A 21,099-nucleotide genomic window follows, 5' to 3' on the forward strand; every position below is an offset into this window, starting at 1 on the left:
CCACCCGCTACGACAAGACCGCCGAGTCCTACCACGCAGCTGTCGCCCTCGCCTCACTCCTGATGTGGGCGTGACATTTGACGACAGAACCTAGCCCCGGACTCCCTCGGTCCGTCCGCTCAGCCCATGCCGTATCCGTCCGCTCAGCCCACGTCCCAGAGGAACCGGTGGGTGTGGATGGCGAAGTACGGGAAGGACTGGACCCCGGCGACGCCCTCGGTCTGGCGGACGGTGTCGTTGACGAAGTCGAGCAGGTCCCTGGCGCTGGGGCTGACGACCTCCGCGAAGAGGTCGAACCCGCCGGAGGTGAGGACGGAGTAGACGACCTCGGGGTGTCCGGCGAGCGCGTCCGCGACCGGGCGGGGGTCGCCGTCGGCGGTGATGCCGAGCAGGGCCATGGCCTGACCGCCCATGGCCATCGGGTCGGTGACGCCGACGACCTGGACGGCCCGTGAGTCCAGCAGGCGTTGCAGCCGCTGGCGGGCGGCGGAGGCGGACAGGCCGACGCGGGGGCCGAGATCGGCGTAGGCGATACGCCCGTCGGTCTGCAACTCGCGCAGGATGGCGCGGTCGATCTCGTCCACGGGGCTTCTCCTTCTGCTTCGTCCGCTGCCCGGACCGGGTTCGTCAGCCGGTCAGTTCGGCGAGGGCCGACGCGAACAGGCCGGTGTGCAGGTCCACATCCTCCTCGGTCGTGTCGGGGCACATGAGCGCCATGTTGTGGAACGGCGTGAGCAGGATGCCCCGGTTGGCGAGGAACAGGTGCAGGAAGTCCTCCAGTTCGGGGTCGGCGGCGGCCTCCGCCTCGGTACCGGTGCGCGGGGCGGGGTCGGCGAACCGGTACTCGGTGCGGGCCCCGAGCCTGCTGACCGACCAGGACAGTCCGTGCGCCTCGACGCCCGCGCGGACCCCGGCCTCGAACCGGGCTGACAGCGTGTCCATCCGCGCGAACGCCGCGTCGGTCAGGACGTGTTCGAGGGTGGCGCGGGTGGCGGCGACGGACAGGGCGTTCCCGGCGAGGGTGCCGCCGACGCCGCCCATGTCGACAAGGTCGAGGTCGGCGCGGCCCAGCAGGCGGTCGGCGAGTTCGGCGGAGAGACCGTACGCGGCGGTGGGGATGCCGCCGCCGATGGCCTTGCCGATGGTGAGGACGTCGGGTTCGAGCCCCCAGGCGGCGGTGCAGCCGCCGGGCCCGGCGGAGAAGGTGTGCGTCTCGTCGTTGACGAGCAGGGTGCCGTGGCGGCGGGTGAGGGCGCGCACCCCCTCCAGGTAGCCGGGGTCGGGCAGGACGATGCCGATGTTGGTGAGCGCGGGCTCCATCAGGACGGCGGCCACGTCGCCGTGGGCGAGGGCGCGCTCCAGGCCGTCCAGGTCGTTGAACTCGGCGACGCGGCTGGTCAGCGTCACGTCGCAGGGCGCGCCCACGTTGCCGGGCCGGGGCAGGCCGGGGCCGCCGTGGGGGTCGGTGACGATGAGGGACTCGTCGACGCTGCCGTGGTAGCAGTAGCTGTTGACGAGGATCTTCGGGCGCCCGGTGACCGCGCGGGCCAGCCGGATCGCCCAGCGGTTGGCGTCGGTCGCGGTGAGCGCGAAGCTCCAACGGGGCAGCCCGAAGCGGCGGGTGAGGTCGGCGCCGACCCACTCCGCGTCCTCCGTGGGCAGCATCGCGGTCGCCCCGCCCCGCTCCGAGAAGCGGCGCTGGACGGCGTCCGCGACGGGGGTGGGCGAGTGCCCCGCCATGGCTCCGGTGTCACCGAGGCAGAAGTCGACGTACGTGTGGCCGTCGATGTCGCTCACCCGGGCGCCGCGGGCGGAGTCGAGGTAGCGGGGGAAGGCGCCCGCGGTCTTGTTCATCCAGGTCATCGGCACGCGCCCGAAGAGGTGGGCGGCGCGGGCGTAGGCGTCCCGGGAGCGCGGGTTGCACCGTTCGGCCTCCGCGCTCTCACGGGCCAGCAGGTGTCGCAGTCGAGCACGGTCCATGGGCACACCCCGGGTCAAAGATGTCGGAAGTCCGAAATCTACGACCAGAAAAGCGCCATCGACAAGATCCGACGACAGATTCGATCGTGGCGACGCTCGATTCCGTCGCGGCGTACAGATCGGGGCGCGTATCGGTCAAGTCGGGCCGGGCCAAACGTCGTTCCGATCAAGAGAGACGAAGGTCACGGAAACGTATCGGGCATTTGACATTCGAATCTTCACGCCAGCCTCACAAGTTGGCTAGGTTGACGCCAGGCCGCCCGACCGACTCCGGCGAACCCCGCCGGGCCGCGCGGCCTCCGCCGCATCCGTGACACCGGCGCCCCCGGCAGGGGCCGGGCACCGTCCGGGCGGCGGAGCACGGAAGGAGTACGTCCCCCATGGCGACGGATGGCACCACGCTCCCCACGGGCACGGGTTCCGCACGCCTGAAGGACGCCGGCGCACCGAACCGGGACGAGGTCCGGCAACGGGTCAACTCCCTCTACGACCGCGCCGAGACCGACAGCGGGACGTTCAACGCCACCCGGGCCATGTCGGCCCCCCGCCGCCGTACGGTCGGTGGCCCCGTCGGAGGGGGCGGCCGTCCGGCGGCCGATCCGACGCTGGAGTCCGTGGCCCGCCAGTGGTTCGACCAGGCCCGGGACCGGATCGGTCCGACCAGCGCGGCCACCCTGCCGACCGACCGCAGGCCCGCACTCCCCCGCCCCCGCACGGCACCGGAGCAGACGCGCGACCGCGACGCCGGACGGGACCGTGACCTGCCGGCCGGTCCCGGCCCGCGCGAGCTGGGGTCCGGCGCACGTCCCGCCCCCGAACTGCCCTCCCGGGCAGCCGTCGCCGCGCTCCCCGCGCCCGCGCGCCCCGCACCGCAGGCCGCGCCGGAGCCACAGACGCCGCAGGCACGGCAGGCACCCCTGGCCCTGCCGCCCGCGCCCGCCGCCACGCCCGGCCAGGCCGGGTACGGCCAGGGCGCACAGGGGGGCGGGCAGCCTTGGGAGACCGGGCAGTCGCCCGTCCAGCAGCCGTACGACACCGGAGTGTCCGGGCAGACGGGCCAGGCAGGTCAGGGGAGTCGGGCCGGTCAGGCGAGCCCGACGGGGCAGTTCGCGCCGCCGCCGCAGGCGGGCCTGGCCGGGCAGATACCTCCGCAGCGCCAGCCGTGGGACACCGGCAGCCTCCCCGTGCCGCAGAGCTGGGACACCGGACACCTTCCGGTGCACCAGGCCGCCGATCCCGGGCAGTCCGGTGCCGGGGCGCAGCAACAGCCTTGGAACACAGGGCAGTTCGCCACCCAGCAGACATGGGAGACCGGGCCGCTCCCCGTGCAGCAGACCTGGGACACAGGAGCGCTGCCGGTCCAGCAGTCCTGGGAGACGGGACAACTCCCCGTGCAGCAACCGTGGGAGACCGGGTCGCTCCCTGTGCAGCAGACCTGGGAGACCGGTTCGCTGCCCGTGCAGCAGCCGTGGGAGACGGGACCGATCCCCGTCCAGCAGACCTGGGAGACCGGTCCGATCCCCGTGCAGCAGCCCGCGCAGACCGGGCCGGTCCCGGCGCAACCGCCTTGGGAGACCGGGCAGTTTCCGGTCCAGCAGGTCGCGGAGTCCGGGCAGGCGCAGCCCGCGCAGACGTGGCCCGAACCGGCGTCCGGCGGCGACCCGCTCGGGACCGTCGGACACCCCGCGCCGGGTCCCGACCTGGCCGCCACCTCGGGGTTCGCGGTCCCCGCCCCGCCGCTGGCCCAGCAGGCGAGCAGCTTCCCGACGCCCGAGACCGGCCTCCTGGCGGCGAGCTACGGCGACCTCCTCACCGCCCCGCCCGCACCGGCGCCCCACGCCGCGCCGACGCCCGTTCCCGCCGCCGCGCCCGCGGCGACCGGCGCCCTCCCCGCGCCCGACCCCGGCTGGGCCTCCCCGGAGGCGTACGCGACCCCCGTGTCCGTTCCCCTGCCTGCCGCCGTCCCCGAACCCGCCCCGGCCGTACCGGAGTTCTACCTCCCGGTACCGGGCACCCCCACCGCGCCTCCCCCCGCCCCTTCCCCGGCGGCAGCCCCCGCGCCGCTCGGTGTCACCGCCCACGCCACCGGCTCCGGCTACCTCGGCAAGGCGGACAAGGCGCTCGCCTTCGCGCGGGCGCAGATCGGCCGACCGTGCGTCACGGGCGCGACGGGACCCGAGTCGTACGACTGCGCGAGTCTCAGCCAGGCCGCGTGGCGGGCCGCGGGGGTCGCGCTCCCCCGCGCCGTCATCGACCAGGCGCAGGCCTTCACCCGCGTAGGGCTGGACGCGCTGCACCCCGGTGACCTGGTCTTCTTCCACGACGACCTCAGTCACACCGGCATCTGCACCAGCGGTGACACGATGATCCACGCTCCGGGGCCCGGCGTCGCCATCCGCGAGGAGTCGATCCACGCCCTCGGTGAGGGCGCGCTGCGCGGAGCCGTCCGCCCCGCCTGACCCGGAAGCCCCGGCCCCTCCCTCGCACCCCTTCTCCCCCGGCCGCCGACCGGTTTCCGCTGTGGCCGGAATGCGCGCACCACGGCCCCGCCGTCGCCGTCACACTGGGCGTCCGACCGGTGACGGAGGGGGCCCGATGACGGACGCACGGGACGACGCGCGCGACACCGACCGGACGGGCACACCCGACGCCGATCCGACGGGCACAGCCGACGCCGACCCGGCGGGCGCACGCGGCGGCGGCCCGGCGGGCGGGCGCAAGGTCGACCGGCGACGGGAGCTGTCCGGCTGTCCGGTCCACGGCGGGTGGGAGGTCCACGAGTACGCGGTCGCCCGCGAGGTGCTGCGTCACCCCGACACCCTCCAGGCCGGGCTGGGCGTCGAGACGGTGGAGAAACTGCCCGCCCGCATCCGGCGCCCCGTGCTGTACCAGGACGAGCCCGGACACCGTGAGCAGCGTCGGCAGACGGCCCGCTTCTTCACTCCGCGCCGGGTGGACGAGCACTACCGGCCGCTGATGGCGCGGGTGGCCGAGGAGCAGATCGCCGTGCTCCGGACGGCGGGCACCGCCCAGCTCTCCGATCTGAGCTTCACCATGGCGATCGAGGTGGTGAGCGACATCATCGGGCTGCGGCACAGCCGACCGGGCCTCAAGCGGCGACTGGAACGCTTCTTCCCGGAACGGTTCGGGCGGCCGGGCCTGACCAGCCCGAGCGGTCTGTACTGGCTGGCGCGGCAGAACGCGAGCTGGCTGCGCATCCACCTCGCCGACGTGCGCCCCGCGATCCGCGCCCACCGCCGTCAGGAGCGGGACGACCTGATCTCGCATCTGCTGGCCGAGGGCTGCTCACCGGCGGAGATCCTGGGCGAGTGTCTGACGTACGCGGCGGCCGGGATGGTGACCACCCGCGAATTCATCTGCGTCGCCGCCTGGCACCTGTTCGACGACCCGGAGCTGCGGGGCCGCTACCGTGCGGCGGCGGAGCCCGAACGGCTCGCGCTGCTCCAGGAGATCCTGCGGCTGGAGCCGGTGGTGGGGCGCCTCGCGCGCCGGACGACGGCGCCCCTGCGGCTCACCACGGCCGACGGCACGGCGTCCGTGGGGCCGAGTGAGCTGATCACGCTGTACGTCGACGCGGCCAACACGGATCAGCGGGTCGTGGGTCCGGAGGCGGGCCGGGTGCGTCCGGGGCGGGTGCTGGGACTGGGCCCGGGTGCGGCCGGGCTCGCGTTCGGTGACGGCGCGCACCGCTGCCCCGGAGCGACGGTGGCCGTACTGGAGGCGGACGCGCTGCTCAGCAGGCTGTTCGCGCTGGACGGCCTGCGCCTGGCGGGTCGGCCGCGGGTGTCGTTCAAGGACGACATCGGCGGCTACGAGATCAGGGACATGACCATGACGGTGCCCGCGTCCCCCGCCGCGTGAGCGACACCACCGCCCGGCCCCTCCCTGAGCACCGCCCCGGCCCCTGGGTGCGGCACTCCACCGCGCCCCGCGGTGCTGCTCAGCGCACGGCGGAACCGGCGCGCATCTGCTGGCGGCGGGCGTTGTTGTAGGCCCGCAGCAGCAGCTTCGACACCGGGCAGGGCATCCCGTCGGCGTGGCACTGACGGCAGGTGTGCGCGTGCTGCTCGTAGGCGGCACGGGTCTCCAGCAGGGTGTCCTCGGGCGAGGGCATGGGGGGTCCTCCGAACAAGACGGATGGGGCGGGACGGCACACCGGGCACCCCGTTACTACTGACGAGTAGGCCCCGGCGACGAAAGTGCATCACGTTACTGACGGTTACCGCAATTGACCTTGGTTCAGTGAAATCCCTAGACGTTCCCTGACGTCAGAGCTTTTCCATGGAGTCCCCCGTGTGCGCCGCCCCGGCGCCGAATCGCTCCGCGCGCACCGTCCGCGACCGGTCTCAGCCGACCCGGATCACCGTCTTGCCGCGCAGCCCCGTCACCTTCGTCTCGCCGCCGAGGGCGCGCGGTGTCTCCTCCAGCGTGATCTCCGCGCCGACGACCGGCCGGACGGCACCGGCCGTGACGAGGGCCGTGAGGGCGGTGAGCCGCTCGGGCTTGCGGTCGAGGCGGTAGTGCGCGGCGCGGATGCGCCGACCGGCGAGAAGGCCCTCGTCGATACCGAAGGCGGTGGAGAACAGGGCTCCGCCGTCCCGCACGACATCTGCCGCCCCGCTGGTGAGGGAGGTGTCGCCGACGGTGTCGAGGATCGCGTCGACTCCCCCGGGAGCGACCCTGCGCACCGCCTGCTCCAGCGGCTCGGCACCCCGGATGACGATCTCGTCGGCGCCGAGGGCCCGCATCTCCTCGGCGACGTCCGCGGCGGCCGTCGCGACGACCCTCAGTCCACGGGCGGCGGCGGCCTGCACCGCGAAGGTGCCGACGCCCCCGGTCGCCCCGACGACCAGGAGCGTTCCGCCCTCGGCCACCCCCATGTGGTCGAGGGCGCCGAGCGCGGTCATGCCCGAGGTCGGGAGCGCGGCGGCCACCTGGCCCGGCATGCCGTCGGGGACGGCGGCCAGCGCGCCGAACTCGGGGGTCTCCTGGACCACGCAGACCTCCGCGAAGGTGCCGTGGCGCAGCGGTCGGCCCCAGAACTGCCCGAAGACGCGCTGCCCCACACCGAACCGTGTGACGCCGTCGCCGACCGCGGTGACGGTCCCGGCGCCGTCCATGCCGAGCGTCAGGGGGAAGCGGTACTCCCCCAGCGCGGCCAGCGCCCCGGACGCGACGGCCAGGTCGAGCGGGTTGAGCGCCGCCGCCTCGATCGCCACCCGTACCTCACCGGGGCCCGGCTCGGGCACGGCCAGGGTCCTCAGCTCCGGGGTCTGCCCGAAGCGCTCGACACCGATTCCTCGCATCGCTCGTTCTCCCGTCCACGCAGGTCGTTCGCCCTGCGACAGGACCAGCGTGCGGCGGCGGAGCCACCCGCGTGAAGGACCGATCCGGAACCGACTCAGAACCTGCGGGTATCAATAGTGGTGCCGAAGGGGTCGTAGTATGCGGCTCATGACTGTGGAGTCGCGGCCGTTGCGGTACTTCGTCGCGGTGGCGGAGGAGCGCAGCTTCACGCGCGCCGCGCACCGGCTCGGGATCGCGGGCCCCGCCCTGTCGCGGGCGATCCGCGCCCTGGAGGCGGAGATCGGCGTACGCCTCTTCGAGCGCACCACGCGGGTCGTGGAGCTGACCGAGCCCGGCGCGACGCTGCTGGACCAGGTGCGACCCGCCCTGGAGGCGGTGGACGCGGCGGTCCTGCGGGCCGTGCGGGCCTCGGCGCCGCACCGCAGTCTGCTGCTCGCCGTCAAGGCGGACGCCGACGGGGGCCTGCTGGAGGACCTCCTCACCGCGACGGCCGCCGAACCAGGCGCCGAGCCGGTCGCCGTCCGGCTGTGCGGGTGGCGCGAGCACACCCGGCTGCTGCGCACCGGCGAGGCCGACGCCGCGCTCATGTTCCGGCCGTACGACCCGGACGGCATCGACGCGGACGTCGTCGCGCGGGAGCCCCGCGTCGCGGCGCTGCCCACGGACCACGCCCTCGCGGGCACCGCCCGTATCCGGCTCGCCGACCTCGGCATCACCGCCGACGAGGTCGACGAGCGGGCCGAGCGCGACATCGGCCGGCACGGCGTCCACGATCTCGCACAACTCCTCGCCCTCGTCGGCCTCGGCACGACGACGACCGTGCTCCCCGCGTCGGTCGCCGCCCGCTACCCCCGGCCCGGCGTGGCCTACGTCCCGGTCGAGGACTGCCCTCCCGCGACGCTCGTCATCGCCTGGGCGGCGCGTTCCCGCAGCCGCGGGGTGGCCGCGCTGGTCCGGGCGGCGGGCGCCGTCGCCCGGTCACGGGACATGAGCCCCGTCGTCGACGCGTCGGGGTGAGCCCCCCGTTCTCACCCCGGGACCGACGCGTCCACCGCCCCACCGCACGGCTCCACCGCCCGGCCGGAAGATCCCGTTCCCATTAACCAATAGTGCTGGTTTACTGAGGCGCGACATCTTCCGGAGCCGTGCCGACGGGCGGTGAGGGACCTGAGCGCGAGCACACCGCACGCACCGCACGCACCGCACGCACCCGCCGGGCCGGACGGACCTTCGGTACCGGCCGACCCGGACGGAGCGGAGGGTGCGGAGGGTGCGACCGGATCACGACGGTTCGAGGCGCTGACGGCGCACCGACGGGCGGCCGTTGCTCCTCGGCACCCGCCCGTCGACGGGCCAGACACCCAGCAGCGTCCAGAGCGTGAGGTCGGGCAGGTCGACGGTGCCGCCCCGTGCGGTGACCGTGAGGTCCGGGTGGGCCGGGAGGTAGCAGCGGGAGACGGACACCTCGCCCGCGTTGGCGAAGACCTCGACGGACGTGCGGTCGACGATGATGTCCAGCGTCTTCAGCGGGGCGGACAGCTCGCGCGGGCCGCTGCCGTTGTCCACGCTGCGGTGGCCGAGGACGACGGGGACGCCGCGGACGTCCAGGGTGAGCGACGCGCCGGCCGGGACGGAGATCCGCAGGGCGATGTGGAACGCCTCGTTCTCCTGCGACAGGGTCGCGGTCTGCCCGTCGCGCAGCACGCCGGTGAAGCGGACGCCGCGCGCGTGCAGCCGGGCGAGTTCGGCGACGGGGGTGCGGTGCAGCCGGACGCCGTTCGGGGTGGTGCGCAGGGTGAGTTCGGCGGGGAAGGTGACCTGCTGGTTGAACGGCATCTCGGGATAGCCGCCGTCGCGCATCCAGGCCGCCTGGATACGGCGGCCGTCGCCGGTCTCGGTGTTGGCCCAGGACTGGGTGGCGTAGAAGTTGGGGCCCGAGTCGGCGGTGAACAGGGCCGTCTCCTCGGTGAAGCGGGTGCCGTCGAAGGTGCCGAGGGTGTAGGTGCCGTCCCCGCGGACCAGGACCCACTTGCTGCGGCGGGCGTCGCCGTCGACGGGCAGCTCGAAGAAGTCGGGGCACTCGAAGCCGTCGGAGGCCTGCCGCTCGTCGGTCCAGCGCAGCAGGTCGGGCGAGGTGTAGACGTGGTACTTGCCGTCGCCGTAGAGGAACATCACCCAGCGTCCGGTGGGCGCGTACCAGAAGACCTTCGGGTCGCGTTCCGGGGCGACGAGGACCGGGTTGCCGGCGTAGTGGGTCCAGGTCCGCCCGCGGTCGAGGCTGTACGAGAGGCCGTGGCTGCGGTTGTCGTTGCGGGACCAGAAGGCGACCATCGGCGGGGTGCCGCCGGGGCGGCCGAGGCCGGAGGTGTTCTTGTAGTCGATGACGCAGGAGCCCGACTGGACGCCGCTGCCGAGGGACTCCTCCCAGAACGCGGGCTCCAGCTCGGTCCAGTGCACCAGGTCCGTACTGACCGCGTGGATCCAGCACTTGTTCCAGCGCTGCGCGAACAGGTGGTACTCGCCCTCGAAGTAGATGAGGCCGTTGAGGTCGTTGAGCCAACCCTCCTGCCGCTGGCCGGGGTTGAGGCGGTCCATCACCCACTGGCGGGCGGTGAAGTGGACCTGCGGGCGCCATGTCTCCTGGTAGAGCGGCTGGGTGGTGACGGGGAGCCGGGCCGGGCGGTCGGTCTGGACGATGTGGTCGACGTTGACGTGGCCCCAGCCGCCGGTCGCCGTGTCGACGATCTGGACGCGCGCGGTACGCCCCTTCCAGGGCCGTACGTCCCAGCTGGCCTCGGTGATGTTGTCGCTGTTGCGGCCGGTCGCGCTGCGCACGATCTTGCCGTCGACGAGGAGGTTCAGGCAGGTCACGCGCTCGTAGTCGCCGCCGCCGACGCCGAAGGCGAGGTAGTCGCGCTGGATGCGGAAGTCCGGCGAGGTGACCGTGCCGGTGGGCCCGTCGCCGTCGCGCTCGCTGGTCGCCACGCCGTTGCCGCGGTAGCTGGTGATCTCCAGGCGGCGCAGCAGTTCGGCGCCGATCGCGGGCCCGGCGCCGAAGGCGGACCCCGTCGTGCGCCAGTCCCCCCAGCCCGGCGTGTCGAAGGAGTTCACGACGATGTCGGCGGCCCTGACCGCCTTGGACTGCCGGGAGTCCTGGGGCACGGACTGCGGGAGGGCCACGGAGCGGCCCTCGAACGCGGACCAGAACACGGCGCCCGCACCGGCCGCCGCGGCGGTCCGCAGCACTCCTCTGCGGGCGGGGCCGGGCGGATCGGTCCGCGGGGCGTCCTGCGGTGCGGTCCGCGGGTCGCCGTGCGGGGTGTCGGTGGGTCGTTCCTGGCGCATGGGGCGCACCTCCGAGGTGTCGTCGGTCAGGACGGGACAGATCGTGACCCCGCCCGGACCGTCGCGCAATGCATTGCGCAAACATTTTTTCCGTGTGTCGAATTCGCTCCAGGCATGTGCGGGCAAGTCACCGCAGAACCGGACGAAAAAAGTGCCGCAAAGCTTTGCGCAATACCTATGCAGGCTGGAATCAGGTCGGTATGTTTCCCACAGCCACCAGGTCGGGACGGCCTGGTCCGGGAGAGGAGCACTTCTATGCGACGGGTACGCAGATCAGCCCGGTTGACCGCCACGGCCGTGGTGGCCCTGGCCTGTACGGTGGCCGGCTGCTCGTCCACCAAGAGCGGTGGCGACGACGGCGGTTCGGGCTCCGGCTCCGGCGGCAAGGTGGTCGTCGGCCTCGTGACCAAGACCAACAGCAACCCCTACTTCGTGAAGCTGCGTGAGTCGGCGAAGGCCCAGGCGGACAAGCGGGGCGCGAAACTCATCGCCCTGGCGGGGAAGTTCGACGGCGACAACCAGGGGCAGGTCGACGCCATCAACAACCTGGTCGCGCAGAAGGTGACCGGCATCCTCATCACCCCGAGCAGCTCCAAGGGCGTCCTCGGCGCGATCGCCGCGGCCCGTTCCAAGGGTGTCCTGGTCATCGCGCTGGACACCGCGACCGAGCCCGCCGACGCGGTCGACGCCACCTTCGCCACCGACAACAAGGACGCGGGCGTGAAGCAGGGCGCCTACGTCAAGGCGGCCCTGGGCCAGGCCGACCCGAAGGTGGTCCTCCTGGACGGCACTCCGGGGTCGACCGTGGACGACCTGCGGCACAACGGGTTCCTCGAGGGCTTCGGCATCGCGGAGAAGTCCTCCGCGGTCAAGGGCACCGCCGTCACCAACGGCGACCAGAGCAAGGCGCAGACCGCGATGGAGAACCTCCTCCAGCGCGAGCCCGGCATCAACGCCGTCTACACCATCAACGAGCCCGCCGCCGCGGGCGCCGCGCAGGCCATCGGCACCCGCAAGGGCGTCGTCGTCGGCTCGATCGACGGCTCCTGCACGGGCGTACGGAACGTCGCCGCGGGCAAGTTCGCGGCCACCGTGATGCAGTTCCCGCAGAAGATGGCCGCGATGGGCGTCGACGCCGTCGCCGACTACGCCAAGGACGACACGAAGAAGCCCGAGGGGTTCGTCGACACGGGCTCCGAACTCATCACCGACAAGCAGGTCGGCTCGGTGGCGTCGAAGGACACCGCCTGGGGCCTGAAGAACTGCTGGGGCTAGATCATGACGCTGACCTCCACGCGCTCCCCCGCGTCCCGTGCGGCGGCCCCCCTGGCCGCCCGCGGTGCGAAGCTCCTCGCGCGCACCCCCACGCTCGGTCCGCTCGCCGCCCTGGTGCTGGCCGTGGTCGCCTTCGCGGTGACCACGGACACCTTCCTCACCCTCGACAACGGGTCGCTGATCGCCCAGCAGTTCCTCGTCGTCGGCACGCTGGCGCTCGGCCAGACCCTGGTGATCCTCACGGCGGGCATCGACCTGGCCAACGCGGCGACGATGGTCCTCGGCACGCTCGTCGTCGCCCGCCTCAGCCAGGACACCCTGCCCACGGGCCTCGCCCTGGTCGCCGGGGTCCTGCTCTGCACGGCGGTCGGCGCCCTCTCCGGCACCCTCGTGACCCGGCTGAAGCTGCCGCCGTTCATCGTGACCCTCGGTGTGCTGAGCATCCTGACCGCCGCCAACCAGCTCTACGCGCACGGCGAGAGCTACACCGTGCCGTCCGGCGTCCTGACCTGGCTCGGCACCCGCTCCTACCTGTTCGGGCAGATCGAGGTGACGTACGGGATGGGCGTCATGGCCGTCCTCGCCGTCGCCCTCTGGTTCGCCCTCACCCAGACAGCCTGGGGGCGCAACGTGTACGCCGTCGGCGACGACCCGGAGGCCGCCCGCCTCAACGGCGTCCGCGTCGACCGCACGCTGCTGAGCGTGTACGTCCTCGCCGGGTTCGTCTACGCCGTCGCCGCCTGGCAGGCCCTCGGCCGTATCCCGAACGCCGACGCGAACGTCTTCCAGACCGGCAACCTGGAGAGCATCACCGCGGTCGTCATCGGCGGTACCAGCCTGTTCGGCGGGCGGGGCGGCGTGGTCGGCACGGTGCTGGGCGCCCTCGTCGTCACCGTGCTCGCCAACGGGCTGACCCAGGCCGGGATCGACAGCCTCTACCAGCAGGTCGCGACCGGCATCCTCGTCATCGCCGCCGTGACCGTCGACCGAGTCGTCCGAGGGAGGACCGCGTGACGAAGGAGACGAAGAAGACCGACGAGCGCGCTCCGGACCGGGCCCCGGACGCCTCCGCCACCCCCGTGCTGCGCGCCACCGGTCTGGTCAAGCGGTACGGCAACGTGGTCGCCATCCGCGAGGCGGACTTCGAGCTGCGCGCGGGTGAGGTGCTGGCCGTGGTCGGCGACAACGGCGCCGGGAAGTCCAGCCTCATCAAGGCGCTCACCGGGGCCGTCGTCCCCGACGCGGGCACCATCGAGCTGGACGGGCGGGCGGTCCGCTTCTCCGGGCCGGGCGACGCCCGTGACCTGGGCATCGAGACCGTCCACCAGACCCTGGCGGTGGCGCCGCAGACGGACATCGCGGGCAACCTGTTCCTCGGCCGTCCGCTGCGCCGCCCCGGCCCGCTCGGTTCGGTGCTGCGGATGCTGGACCACAAGGCGATGCGGGAACGGGCGGCCGACCAGCTGGACCGGCTGGGCATCGCCACCGTCCAGGACATCACCCAGCTCGTCGGCACCCTCTCCGGCGGGCAGCGGCAGGCCGTGGCGGTGGCCCGCGCCGCCATGTTCGGCACGCGGGCGATCATCCTGGACGAGCCCACCGCCGCGCTCGGGGTCCGGGAGTCGCGGCAGGTCCTCGACCTGATCCACCGCATCCGGGAACGCGGGGTGCCCGTCGTGCTCATCAGCCACGACATGCCGCAGGTCTTCGAGGTCGCCGACCGCATCCACGTCCACCGGCTGGGCCGCCGCGCCGGGGTGATCAGCCCCGCCTCCTGCACCATGACGGACGTCGTGGGCCTGATGACCGGCGCGCTGGAACTGCGGCCCGACGGCACCCTGGCCGAGAGCGGAGCACAGCCCCTGCCGGACGAGGACCACGCGACGGCACCGCAGACGACGAAGGCGACGAGGTGAACACCGAGGTGAACAGGACGGGCACCGCGAAGGGCACGGGGACGGAGGTCGGCTCGGACCCGGCGACGGACGCGGGCGGGGGCGCGGACGCGGGCGGGGCGGTCCACGAGGGGCACGCCCCCGTCACGTGGCGCTACGACGCCGCCTGCCTGGACCGCCTGACGGAGCGGGCCCTGGCGCTCGCCGAGCGGCCGGGGCGGACGCTCATCGGGATCGCGGGCGAACCCGGTTCCGGCAAGTCGACCCTGGCCGAGCATCTGCTGAGCAGCGTCGAGGCCCGCCGTCCCGGCCTGGCGGCGGCCGTCTCGATGGACGGGTTCCATCTGGCGCAGCGGGTGATCGACGCGCGCGGGCACGGGCCGCGCAAGGGGGCGATCGACACCTTCGACGCCCACGGTTTCGTCGCCGCGCTGCGCCGGACGCGCGACGAGACGGCGACCACCGTGTGGTGGCCCGAGTTCCGCCGCGAGCTGGAGGAGCCCGTCGCCGGGGCCGTGGAGGTGGCGCCCGCGCACCGGCTGGTCGTCGTGGACGGCAACTTCCTCCTCAGCACCCGCGCCCCCTGGGACCAGGCCGCCGGGCTCCTGACCGAGACCTGGTTCCTGGACGCGGACGGCCCCGCCCGGCGCGACCGGCTGACGGCCCGCTACGTCCGCTACGGCTTCACCCCGGAGGCGGCGCGCGCCAAGACCGACGGCGTGGACGAGGTCACCAGCCGTCGCATCCGCCTGGACGCCCACCGGGCCGACCTGATCCTCACCGAGGGTCAGTAGGGTGCTCCCATGCCAGGCAGAAGTCCGCGCCAGACCCCGACGATGACCGACGTCGCCCGCCTCGCGGGCGTGTCGGTCTCGACCGTGTCCCATGTGCTGAACAAGACCCGCCCCGTCGCCGAGGCCACCGTCCGCTCCGTCCTCGACGCGGTCGCCGCCACCGGCTACGTCCCCGACGCGGTGGCCCGTGCCCTCGGCGACAGCGGGTTCGGCACGATAGGCCTGGCGATGTCCGCCCTGTCCAACCCGTACTTCAGCAACGTCGTCCACGGCATCGACCGGCACGCGTCCGCCGCCGGGTACTCCCTGCTGCTCGCCGACACCCACGACGAGCGCGACCAGGAGGTCAAGGCGGTCAGCGAGCTGCTGCGCCGCCGGGTGAGCGCCATCATCCTGGCCCCGACCGGGGACGGGTCCACGGCCATCCACTACGCGGGGCAGGTCGAGGTGCCCATCGTGGTGATCGACCGTTTCGTGGCCGCGCCGGTCCACCAGATCGCCGTGGACAACGTGGAGCCGACGGCGACGCTGGTGACGCACCTGACGGAGCACGGGCACTCCCGCATCGCGATGATCACCGGCCGGGAGGGGCTGACGACGACGTCGGAGCGGCTCGCCGGGTTCCGGGACGGGCTGCGGCGCGGCGGGCTGGTGCCCGACCCCGAGCTGGAGGCGGGCGGCGACTCCACGGAGGACGGCGCGGCGCGGGCCGTACGGGAGCTGCTGGCGCTGCGGCGGCCGCCGACGGCGATCGTGGCGGGCAACAACCGGATGACGATCGGCAGCATGCGGGCGCTGCGCGACGCGGGCCTGCGGGTGCCGGACGACATCGCGCTGGTCTCGTTCGACGACTTCGAGTGGGCCGATCTGTTCCATCCCCGGCTGACGGCGGTCGCGCAGCCCGCGCAGTCCATCGGCGAGCAGGCGGTCGGTATGGCGCTCGACCTGATCCGTGACCCCCAGCAGCCGCCCCGCAGGATCACCATCGAACCGGCGTTCATGCGCCGCGAGTCGTGCGGGTGCCCGCCACCGGCGTCGGCGGGCTGAGCCCGGCCCGGCACAGGTGCGCTCCGGCCTGAAGGAGGAGGCGGGGCGGGCCGCCGGGAGGGGGTGCCGGGCGGCCGGGCGGATCTAGTGTGGGCCTCCGTACCGCCGTCCCGACCCGGAGAATCAGACCCGCCATGCCGACGAACCGCCCTTCCCCCGAGCACACTCTCTGCACGATCGCGCTCGCCCCGCCCGGAGTGGCCGCCGAGGCGGACACGGTCGCGCTGATCACCCGGCTGGTCAACGAGACCTACGGCACGGGTGAGGCGGGCATGTGGCGCGAGGGCGCCCTGCGCACGAGCCCCGAGGAGGTCCGCGCCCTCGTCGCGGGCGGCGAGTTGGTGCTGGCCCACCACGGCGACGACCTGGTCGGCGCCGTCCGCGTGCAGCGACTGCCCAGCGGGGAGGCGGAGTTCGGGATGCTGGTGTGCCGGGCGGAGCAGCAGGGGCTGGGTGTCGGGAGGCAGTTGGTCGCGTGGGTGGAGGAGTGGGCCCGCGGCCAGGGCATCGGCATCATGCAGCTGGAGGTGCTGAGGCCCCGTCATGTCCGGCATCCCGTCAAGGAGTTCCTGCTCTCCTGGTATGCGCGCATCGACTACCACGTGGTCAGGAAGGGCGCCTTCGAGGAGGCCTATCCCGACCTCGAACCGCTCCTCGCGGTCGACTGCGACTTCCTGATCCACCACAAGAGGCTCTGACGCGGCGGGCTCCGCCGGGCTGGCACAACCGTTCGTCAACACCGCGCCTCCCGGCAGGAGTTGGCGGCGTTGCCGGGTGCCGGAGCGGATGACAGGATGCGCGGCATCCGTAGAGCAGAGGGGAGACCGATGTGACCGGCGAGGACCACGGGCGAGGTGCGGCGGCGGTGTTCGACGCGCTGGGCGCCTCCTACGAGAAGGCGTTCGCGCACTCCGGGGCGCACCGCCGCTCCCTGGAGTGGCTGACCGGCCGACTGGCGCCGGGCAGCCGGGTACTGGACGTGGGCAGCGGCACGGGACGGCCGACCGCGCAGACGCTCGCCGCGGCCGGGCTCGACGTGCTGGGCGTGGACATCTCCCCGGTGATGGTCGACCTCGCCACCCGCCAGGTGCCCGGTGCGACGTTCCGGCTCGCGGACGTGCGGGAACTCCCCCTGGACGAGGAATCGTTCGACGCGGTGTGCGTGTACTTCTCGCTGCTGCAACTGGACCGCGCCGAACAGACCGGCCTGGTGCGCCGGTTGGTCCGCTCGCTGCGGCCGGGCGGCAGCCTGGTCCTGGCCACCGTGCCGCTCGACGTGGCTGGCGTGGACGTGGAGTTCATGGGCCAGCCGGTCCGGGTCACCAGCTTCGACCAGGACGGCGCCCTGGCCCTGGTCACCTCGGCGGGCCTGACCGTGCACGTCGACGAGATCGCCCTGTTCACCCCGGACCACCCCGATGCCGTACCGGAACCCCACCTGTTCCTGTACTGCACACGCGACTGAGACGCCCCGCCGGGCGGGCGCTCCCGGTCTGCCGCCACGCCGGCCCACGTGACCCCGCCCGGCGGCAGGCTCAGCCGTCCATCCGGGATGCCGTCGCCAGGACGACGGCCGCCGCGCCGGTGCCGAGGAGGGCGCCCGCCACGACGTCGCCGGGGTAGTGGACGCCCGTGTGGACGCGGGAGTAGCCGACCGCGCAGGCGAGGAGGCCGAGGGGGACGGCGGCGGCCGGGAGGGCCGGGCCGACGGCGGCGGCGAAGGCGACGGCGGACGCGGTGTGGCCGGACGGGAAGGACGCCGAGTCGGGCATCGGCACATGGCGGCCGGGGTACGGCGAGTCGACCGCGCGGTGCGGGCGGGGGCGCCGTACGAGCCGTTTGCCGAGGAGGTTGGCGGTCGCGGAGGCCACGCCGACGGCGGCGACGCCGAGGGCGGCGGCCCGCCGGGAGCGGCCGCCGCGCAGCGCGAGCGCCCCGGCGACCACGAACGACAGCTTCGAGTGGTCGGCCGCGGCGGACAGGCGGCGCAGCGCCGTGTCGAGGGTGGGTGTGCGGGTCACGGTGACCGTCTCGTACAGCGCCTGGTCCAGGGTGGCCAGGTCCCGCACCAGGTGGGGGGTGCGGACGCGCGGTGCGGGGCGGTGGTCAGGCATCGGGTGTCTCCTGGGTGGTGCGGGGGTCGGTGCGGCCGAGGGCGAGGCGGACGACGCGCCGCCAGTCGACGGTGGGCGGGGCGTAGGCGGCGCCCGGACGGCGCCGGGGCACCCGGACCCGCAGGACGCCGGGCCGCAGCGTGCAGACGACGGGCGTGGGCAGGTCGAGGGCCTCGCCGTCGACGGCGACGGGGATGCTGTCGCCGGGCGCGTCCACGGTGACCTTCCGGGAGGTCAGCGAGGTGATGCCGCTGGCGCGCTCACCGAGGAGGACGAGTTCGGCGGCCTGGGCGGGCCCTTCCACGCGGACGCCGATCACGCCGAGGCGGGCGGTGTCCAGGCGGGGGCGGCGGCCGCCGCCGAGGGGGTCGGCGCGGGCGTAGGGGTTGTTGCTGACGAGGACGGCCTGCGGTGCTTCGAGGCGGGTGTCGTCGGCGCGGACGTCGAGGTGGGTCCCGGCCTCGCCCGCGAGGAGGTCGGGCAGGTGCTCCAGGGCGGTGGCGGCCTTGGCGTCCCGGTAGTCGGGGTTCTGCACGATCTCGGCGTACGCCCCGAAGGACACGGTGTTGACGAAGGGGCGGCCGCCGACGTCGCCGAGGTCGACGCGGAGTTCGACGCCGTCGGTGAGGGCGTCGAGGCTGTGCACGGGGTCGGTGCGGTCCAGGCCGAGGTCCATCGCGAAGTGGTTGCGGGTGCCCGCGGCGACGACGAGGAACGGCAGCCGGTGCTCGGCGGCCACGGCGGCGACGAGGGCCTGGGTGCCGTCGCCGCCCGCGACGCCGAGCAGGTCGGCGCCCTCGGCGACGGCCTTGCGGGCGACGTCCACCGGGTCGGGGAAGTCGTCCGGGCCGAGGAGGACGACCCGGGCGCCGAGCGCCTCGGCGCGCTGGACCAGGTCGAACCGTTCGACCTTGCCGCCGCCCGACCGCACGTTCATGATCAGCACCGGTCGGCGGGGCGGGGAGACCCGGCGGGTGTGCATGCCGCGCGGGCGGCGCAGGGCGCGCAGCGCGGAGCGGGCGGAGGCGAGGGCGGCGGCCCAGAGGGCGACCGCGCCGACGGCCACCACCCACAGGCCGGACAGGGCGTAGAGGACGAGGACGCCGACGGGCGCGGCGACGGCGAGGAGCCCGCCGAGCAGCCGGAGTCCGCCGCGGCGGGCGAGGACGCACCAGACGCCCACTCCGGCCAGCGCGAGTCCGGCGATCCCGGCGAGCAGGACGAGCCAGCCGCCGGAGTCGGCGCCGGAGGCGACGACGGCGGCGCAGCCCGCCACCAGCAGGAGGGAGACGCGGGCCCAGCCGCGGGCGCGGCCGATGGCGGCCTGCGGGCGGGTGTCGTCCGGGGGTCTGGTGGTGCGGATGTCGTTCACCGTGCGTCCGCCATGCTCCGGGGTCCCCCTCGGGTCGGTGCCGCGCCGGTCGGGGCGCGGCGGTTCAGTGGATCAATTGTCTCCCGCGCAGCAGCCGCCCGCCGAGGGGGCCCCGGGCGGGGGCACCGTGTCGAGGCGGCAGAGGCAGGACGCCTCGACGGGTACGTCAGTGAGGGCGGTGGCGAACTTGAGCTGCTGGGCGACGAGGTGGGCCTCGGCGGGCCTGCCGAGCCGGACCAGGCACTCGTGGAGGCCGTGCAGGGCCCAGACGTTGCCGGGGTGCTGGGAGGGGCGGGGCAGCGCGTCGTCGAGGCCGAGGTCGGCGCGGTAGACGGCCTCGGCGTCGGCGACGCGGCCCTGTTCGAGGAGGAGGGCGCCGAGGGCGTGGCGGGTGGGCTGCATCCAGCCCCAGGGCTCGTCGTAGGGCAGGGTGTCGTCGAGGTCGACGGAGCGGGCGAGGGCGGCGAACGCGGCGTCGAACCGGCCCTTGCGGTACGCGAGTTCGCCGTCGAGCATCGCGTCGGCGATGGCGAGGATGTCGGCGCAGGTGTTGTTGAAGAGCATGCGGGTGGCGGGGACGCGGGCGGCGGCCTCGCGGAAGAGGACGCGTTCGGCCTCGGCCTCGGGGACACGGCCGGTGGCGGAGAGGGCGACGCCGCGGGCGTAGTGCCGCATCGCGGTGGTCATGCTGTACAGCTCCGGGTCGCCCGGTTCGGGGAGGGCGAGGACGTCGGCCCAGCGGCCGAAGCGGATCAGGACGTGCACCCGCATCGCGAGGAACGCCTCCAGCCAGTCCGCCATGGGCGGGCTCTGCACCCGCAGCAGCTCCTCCGGCAGGCATTCCTCCAGCCGGGCGGCGGCGTCGAGCGCCACCTTCGACTGTCCGAGGAACATGGCGCCGTAGATGCGGAAGTGGTGGTTGTGGGCGCGGTAGAGGGTGTAGAAGTTCATCGCGCCGGACCGGGCGAGGTACTTCTCGTCGGCGGCGATCGCCCGCGTGTTGTCGGCGACGACGGCCCGGTAGTCGCCGCACAGCACCTCCAGGTGGGAGGGCATGTGCTGGAGGTGTCCGGCGTCGGGCACCAGGTCGCGCAGCCGGTCGGCGACGGGCAGGGCCCGCTCGGGGGCGGGCGACATCTCCATGAGGTGGATGTAGAGGTGCAGGACGCCGGGGTGGCGGGCACCGGCGTCGGTGGCGAGCGCCGCCTCCAGCACGGTCCGCGCCTCGCGGGTGCGGGCCCCCTCGGCGGGTTCGCCGGTGCGCAGGTCCCACAGCTGCCAGGGGGTGAGGTTCATCAGGGCGTCGGCGTAGAGCGCGGCGACGTCGAGGTCGTCGGGGGCCAGCTCGTAGACGGCGCGCATGGCGTCGGCGTACGGCGCGTTCCACACGGCGCAGTCCTCGGCGGGCCGGTCCTGCGGGTAGCGGGCGCGCAGGGCGCCGATCAGGGCGCGTTCGACGGGGGTGGCGCGGTCCCCGGCGGCGGCGTGGGCGCGTTCCACGGCGGCGTGGGTGCGCTCGACGGTGCGGGCGAGGTCCTGGTCGTCGAAGAACTCCCAGGGCTTGTTGTAGTTGGGGCCGAGGGCGTAGGCGATGCCCCAGTGGGCCATCGCGCAGTCCGGGTCGGCCTCGGCGGCGGCCTCGAAGCAGGCGACGGCCTCCTCGTGGTGGAAGGCGTACGACCAGACCAGGCCCCGGTCGAACCAGCGGCCCGCCGCGTCGGCGGAGGTGGTGACGGGGCGGCCGTGGTCGCCGAGGTCGTAGTAGGCGCCGTACTCGGCGTCCCGGTCGGGATCGCCGCCGTCCCGGTCGTGGTCCCCGGTGTGCTCCGTGTTCCGCATGGCACTCCCTCGTCGCGCGACCGCCCCGCCGTACCGGAGACGGTATCGCCGCGTCTGTCGGAGGCGACCGGTGCGGTCGCTCCGAGGGACGTATACCGTGCGGCCCGGTG

At 73.9% G+C, this 21,099-nt stretch carries 18 protein-coding genes; 10 read left to right on the forward strand and 8 right to left on the reverse strand.

Annotated features, from left to right (window positions below; all coding sequences use genetic code 11):
• Positions 1-143: 143 nt before the first annotated feature.
• Both ACIQPQ_RS33990 and ACIQPQ_RS33995 read right to left on the reverse strand, forming a co-directional pair.
• Positions 144-584: an Lrp/AsnC family transcriptional regulator gene (locus ACIQPQ_RS33990; protein WP_401311808.1), complete on the reverse strand. Its 441-nt coding sequence runs from the start codon at positions 582-584 to the stop codon at positions 144-146.
• A 43-nt stretch (positions 585-627) separates the two neighbouring features.
• Entirely contained in the window at positions 628-1,980 is a 1,353-nt protein-coding gene (locus ACIQPQ_RS33995; protein WP_401311810.1) for a transaminase, read from the reverse strand.
• 380 nt (positions 1,981-2,360) lie between these two features.
• Between ACIQPQ_RS33995 and ACIQPQ_RS34000 the strand changes: the two genes are divergently transcribed.
• Positions 2,361-4,439 carry an NlpC/P60 family protein gene (locus ACIQPQ_RS34000; RefSeq protein ID WP_401311813.1) on the forward strand — a complete coding sequence of 693 codons (2,079 nt, stop codon included), beginning with the start codon at positions 2,361-2,363 and terminating at the stop codon, positions 4,437-4,439.
• Positions 4,440-4,575: 136 nt separating this feature from the next.
• Positions 4,576-5,862 carry a cytochrome P450 gene (locus ACIQPQ_RS34005; RefSeq protein ID WP_401311816.1) on the forward strand — a complete coding sequence of 429 codons (1,287 nt, stop codon included), beginning with the start codon at positions 4,576-4,578 and terminating at the stop codon, positions 5,860-5,862.
• Between the two features lie 79 nt (positions 5,863-5,941).
• On the opposite strand, the gene ACIQPQ_RS34010 is transcribed toward ACIQPQ_RS34005, so the two are convergent.
• Together ACIQPQ_RS34010 and ACIQPQ_RS34015 are read right to left on the reverse strand one after the other, a co-directional pair.
• The gene (locus ACIQPQ_RS34010; protein WP_401311819.1) at positions 5,942-6,115 is read right to left on the reverse strand and encodes a hypothetical protein; all 174 of its coding nucleotides are present in this window, start codon (positions 6,113-6,115) and stop codon (positions 5,942-5,944) included.
• Positions 6,116-6,347: 232 nt separating this feature from the next.
• Positions 6,348-7,307 carry an NADP-dependent oxidoreductase gene (locus ACIQPQ_RS34015; protein ID WP_401311821.1) on the reverse strand — a complete coding sequence of 320 codons (960 nt, stop codon included), beginning with the start codon at positions 7,305-7,307 and terminating at the stop codon, positions 6,348-6,350.
• A gap of 148 nt (positions 7,308-7,455) precedes the next feature.
• On the opposite strand from ACIQPQ_RS34015, the gene ACIQPQ_RS34020 reads away from it, so the two are divergent.
• Positions 7,456-8,325, forward strand: a complete 870-nt coding sequence (locus ACIQPQ_RS34020; RefSeq protein WP_401311824.1) for a LysR family transcriptional regulator — start codon at positions 7,456-7,458, stop codon at positions 8,323-8,325.
• A 264-nt stretch (positions 8,326-8,589) separates the two neighbouring features.
• Here the strand turns inward: ACIQPQ_RS34020 and ACIQPQ_RS34025 are convergent, their stop codons facing one another.
• A complete protein-coding gene (locus ACIQPQ_RS34025) occupies positions 8,590-10,653 on the reverse strand; it encodes a GH32 C-terminal domain-containing protein (RefSeq protein WP_401311827.1) in 2,064 nt (687 codons plus the stop codon).
• A gap of 255 nt (positions 10,654-10,908) precedes the next feature.
• On the opposite strand from ACIQPQ_RS34025, the gene ACIQPQ_RS34030 reads away from it, so the two are divergent.
• From ACIQPQ_RS34030 to ACIQPQ_RS34060, 7 genes are all read left to right on the forward strand, one after another.
• Positions 10,909-11,928, forward strand: coding sequence for a substrate-binding domain-containing protein (locus tag ACIQPQ_RS34030; RefSeq protein ID WP_401311830.1), 1,020 nt, complete (start codon positions 10,909-10,911; stop codon positions 11,926-11,928).
• Positions 11,929-11,931: 3 nt separating this feature from the next.
• Complete coding sequence (locus ACIQPQ_RS34035; protein WP_401311833.1) at positions 11,932-12,942, forward strand: ABC transporter permease; 1,011 nt, start codon at positions 11,932-11,934, stop codon at positions 12,940-12,942.
• A gap of 65 nt (positions 12,943-13,007) precedes the next feature.
• On the forward strand, positions 13,008-13,844 hold the full coding sequence (locus ACIQPQ_RS34040) for an ATP-binding cassette domain-containing protein (RefSeq protein ID WP_401312215.1): 837 nt from the start codon (positions 13,008-13,010) through the stop codon (positions 13,842-13,844).
• The gene (locus ACIQPQ_RS34045; protein WP_401311836.1) at positions 13,841-14,617 is read left to right on the forward strand and encodes a nucleoside/nucleotide kinase family protein; all 777 of its coding nucleotides are present in this window, start codon (positions 13,841-13,843) and stop codon (positions 14,615-14,617) included. The genes ACIQPQ_RS34040 and ACIQPQ_RS34045 overlap by 4 nt, the downstream gene beginning before the upstream one ends.
• 9 nt (positions 14,618-14,626) lie before the next feature.
• Positions 14,627-15,664, forward strand: coding sequence for a LacI family DNA-binding transcriptional regulator (locus ACIQPQ_RS34050; RefSeq protein WP_401311839.1), 1,038 nt, complete (start codon positions 14,627-14,629; stop codon positions 15,662-15,664).
• Between the two features lie 134 nt (positions 15,665-15,798).
• Positions 15,799-16,362 carry a GNAT family N-acetyltransferase gene (locus ACIQPQ_RS34055; protein WP_401311841.1) on the forward strand — a complete coding sequence of 188 codons (564 nt, stop codon included), beginning with the start codon at positions 15,799-15,801 and terminating at the stop codon, positions 16,360-16,362.
• A 131-nt stretch (positions 16,363-16,493) separates the two neighbouring features.
• Complete coding sequence (locus ACIQPQ_RS34060) at positions 16,494-17,129, forward strand: class I SAM-dependent methyltransferase (protein ID WP_401311843.1); 636 nt, start codon at positions 16,494-16,496, stop codon at positions 17,127-17,129.
• Between the two features lie 70 nt (positions 17,130-17,199).
• Here ACIQPQ_RS34060 and ACIQPQ_RS34065 read toward each other — a convergent pair whose 3' ends face one another.
• From ACIQPQ_RS34065 to ACIQPQ_RS34075, 3 genes are all read right to left on the reverse strand, one after another.
• Positions 17,200-17,778 carry a phosphatase PAP2 family protein gene (locus ACIQPQ_RS34065; protein ID WP_401311846.1) on the reverse strand — a complete coding sequence of 193 codons (579 nt, stop codon included), beginning with the start codon at positions 17,776-17,778 and terminating at the stop codon, positions 17,200-17,202.
• Positions 17,771-19,150, reverse strand: a complete 1,380-nt coding sequence (locus tag ACIQPQ_RS34070; RefSeq protein ID WP_401311849.1) for a diacylglycerol/lipid kinase family protein — start codon at positions 19,148-19,150, stop codon at positions 17,771-17,773. The genes ACIQPQ_RS34065 and ACIQPQ_RS34070 overlap by 8 nt, the downstream gene beginning before the upstream one ends.
• A gap of 72 nt (positions 19,151-19,222) precedes the next feature.
• Positions 19,223-20,989, reverse strand: coding sequence for a hypothetical protein (locus ACIQPQ_RS34075; protein ID WP_401311851.1), 1,767 nt, complete (start codon positions 20,987-20,989; stop codon positions 19,223-19,225).
• Between the last annotated feature and the right edge of the window lie 110 nt (positions 20,990-21,099).

Origin of the sequence: Streptomyces sp. NPDC091281 (assembly GCF_044757425.1) — a bacterium.
In the GTDB taxonomy this organism is placed as follows: Bacteria; Actinomycetota; Actinomycetes; order Streptomycetales; family Streptomycetaceae; genus Streptomyces.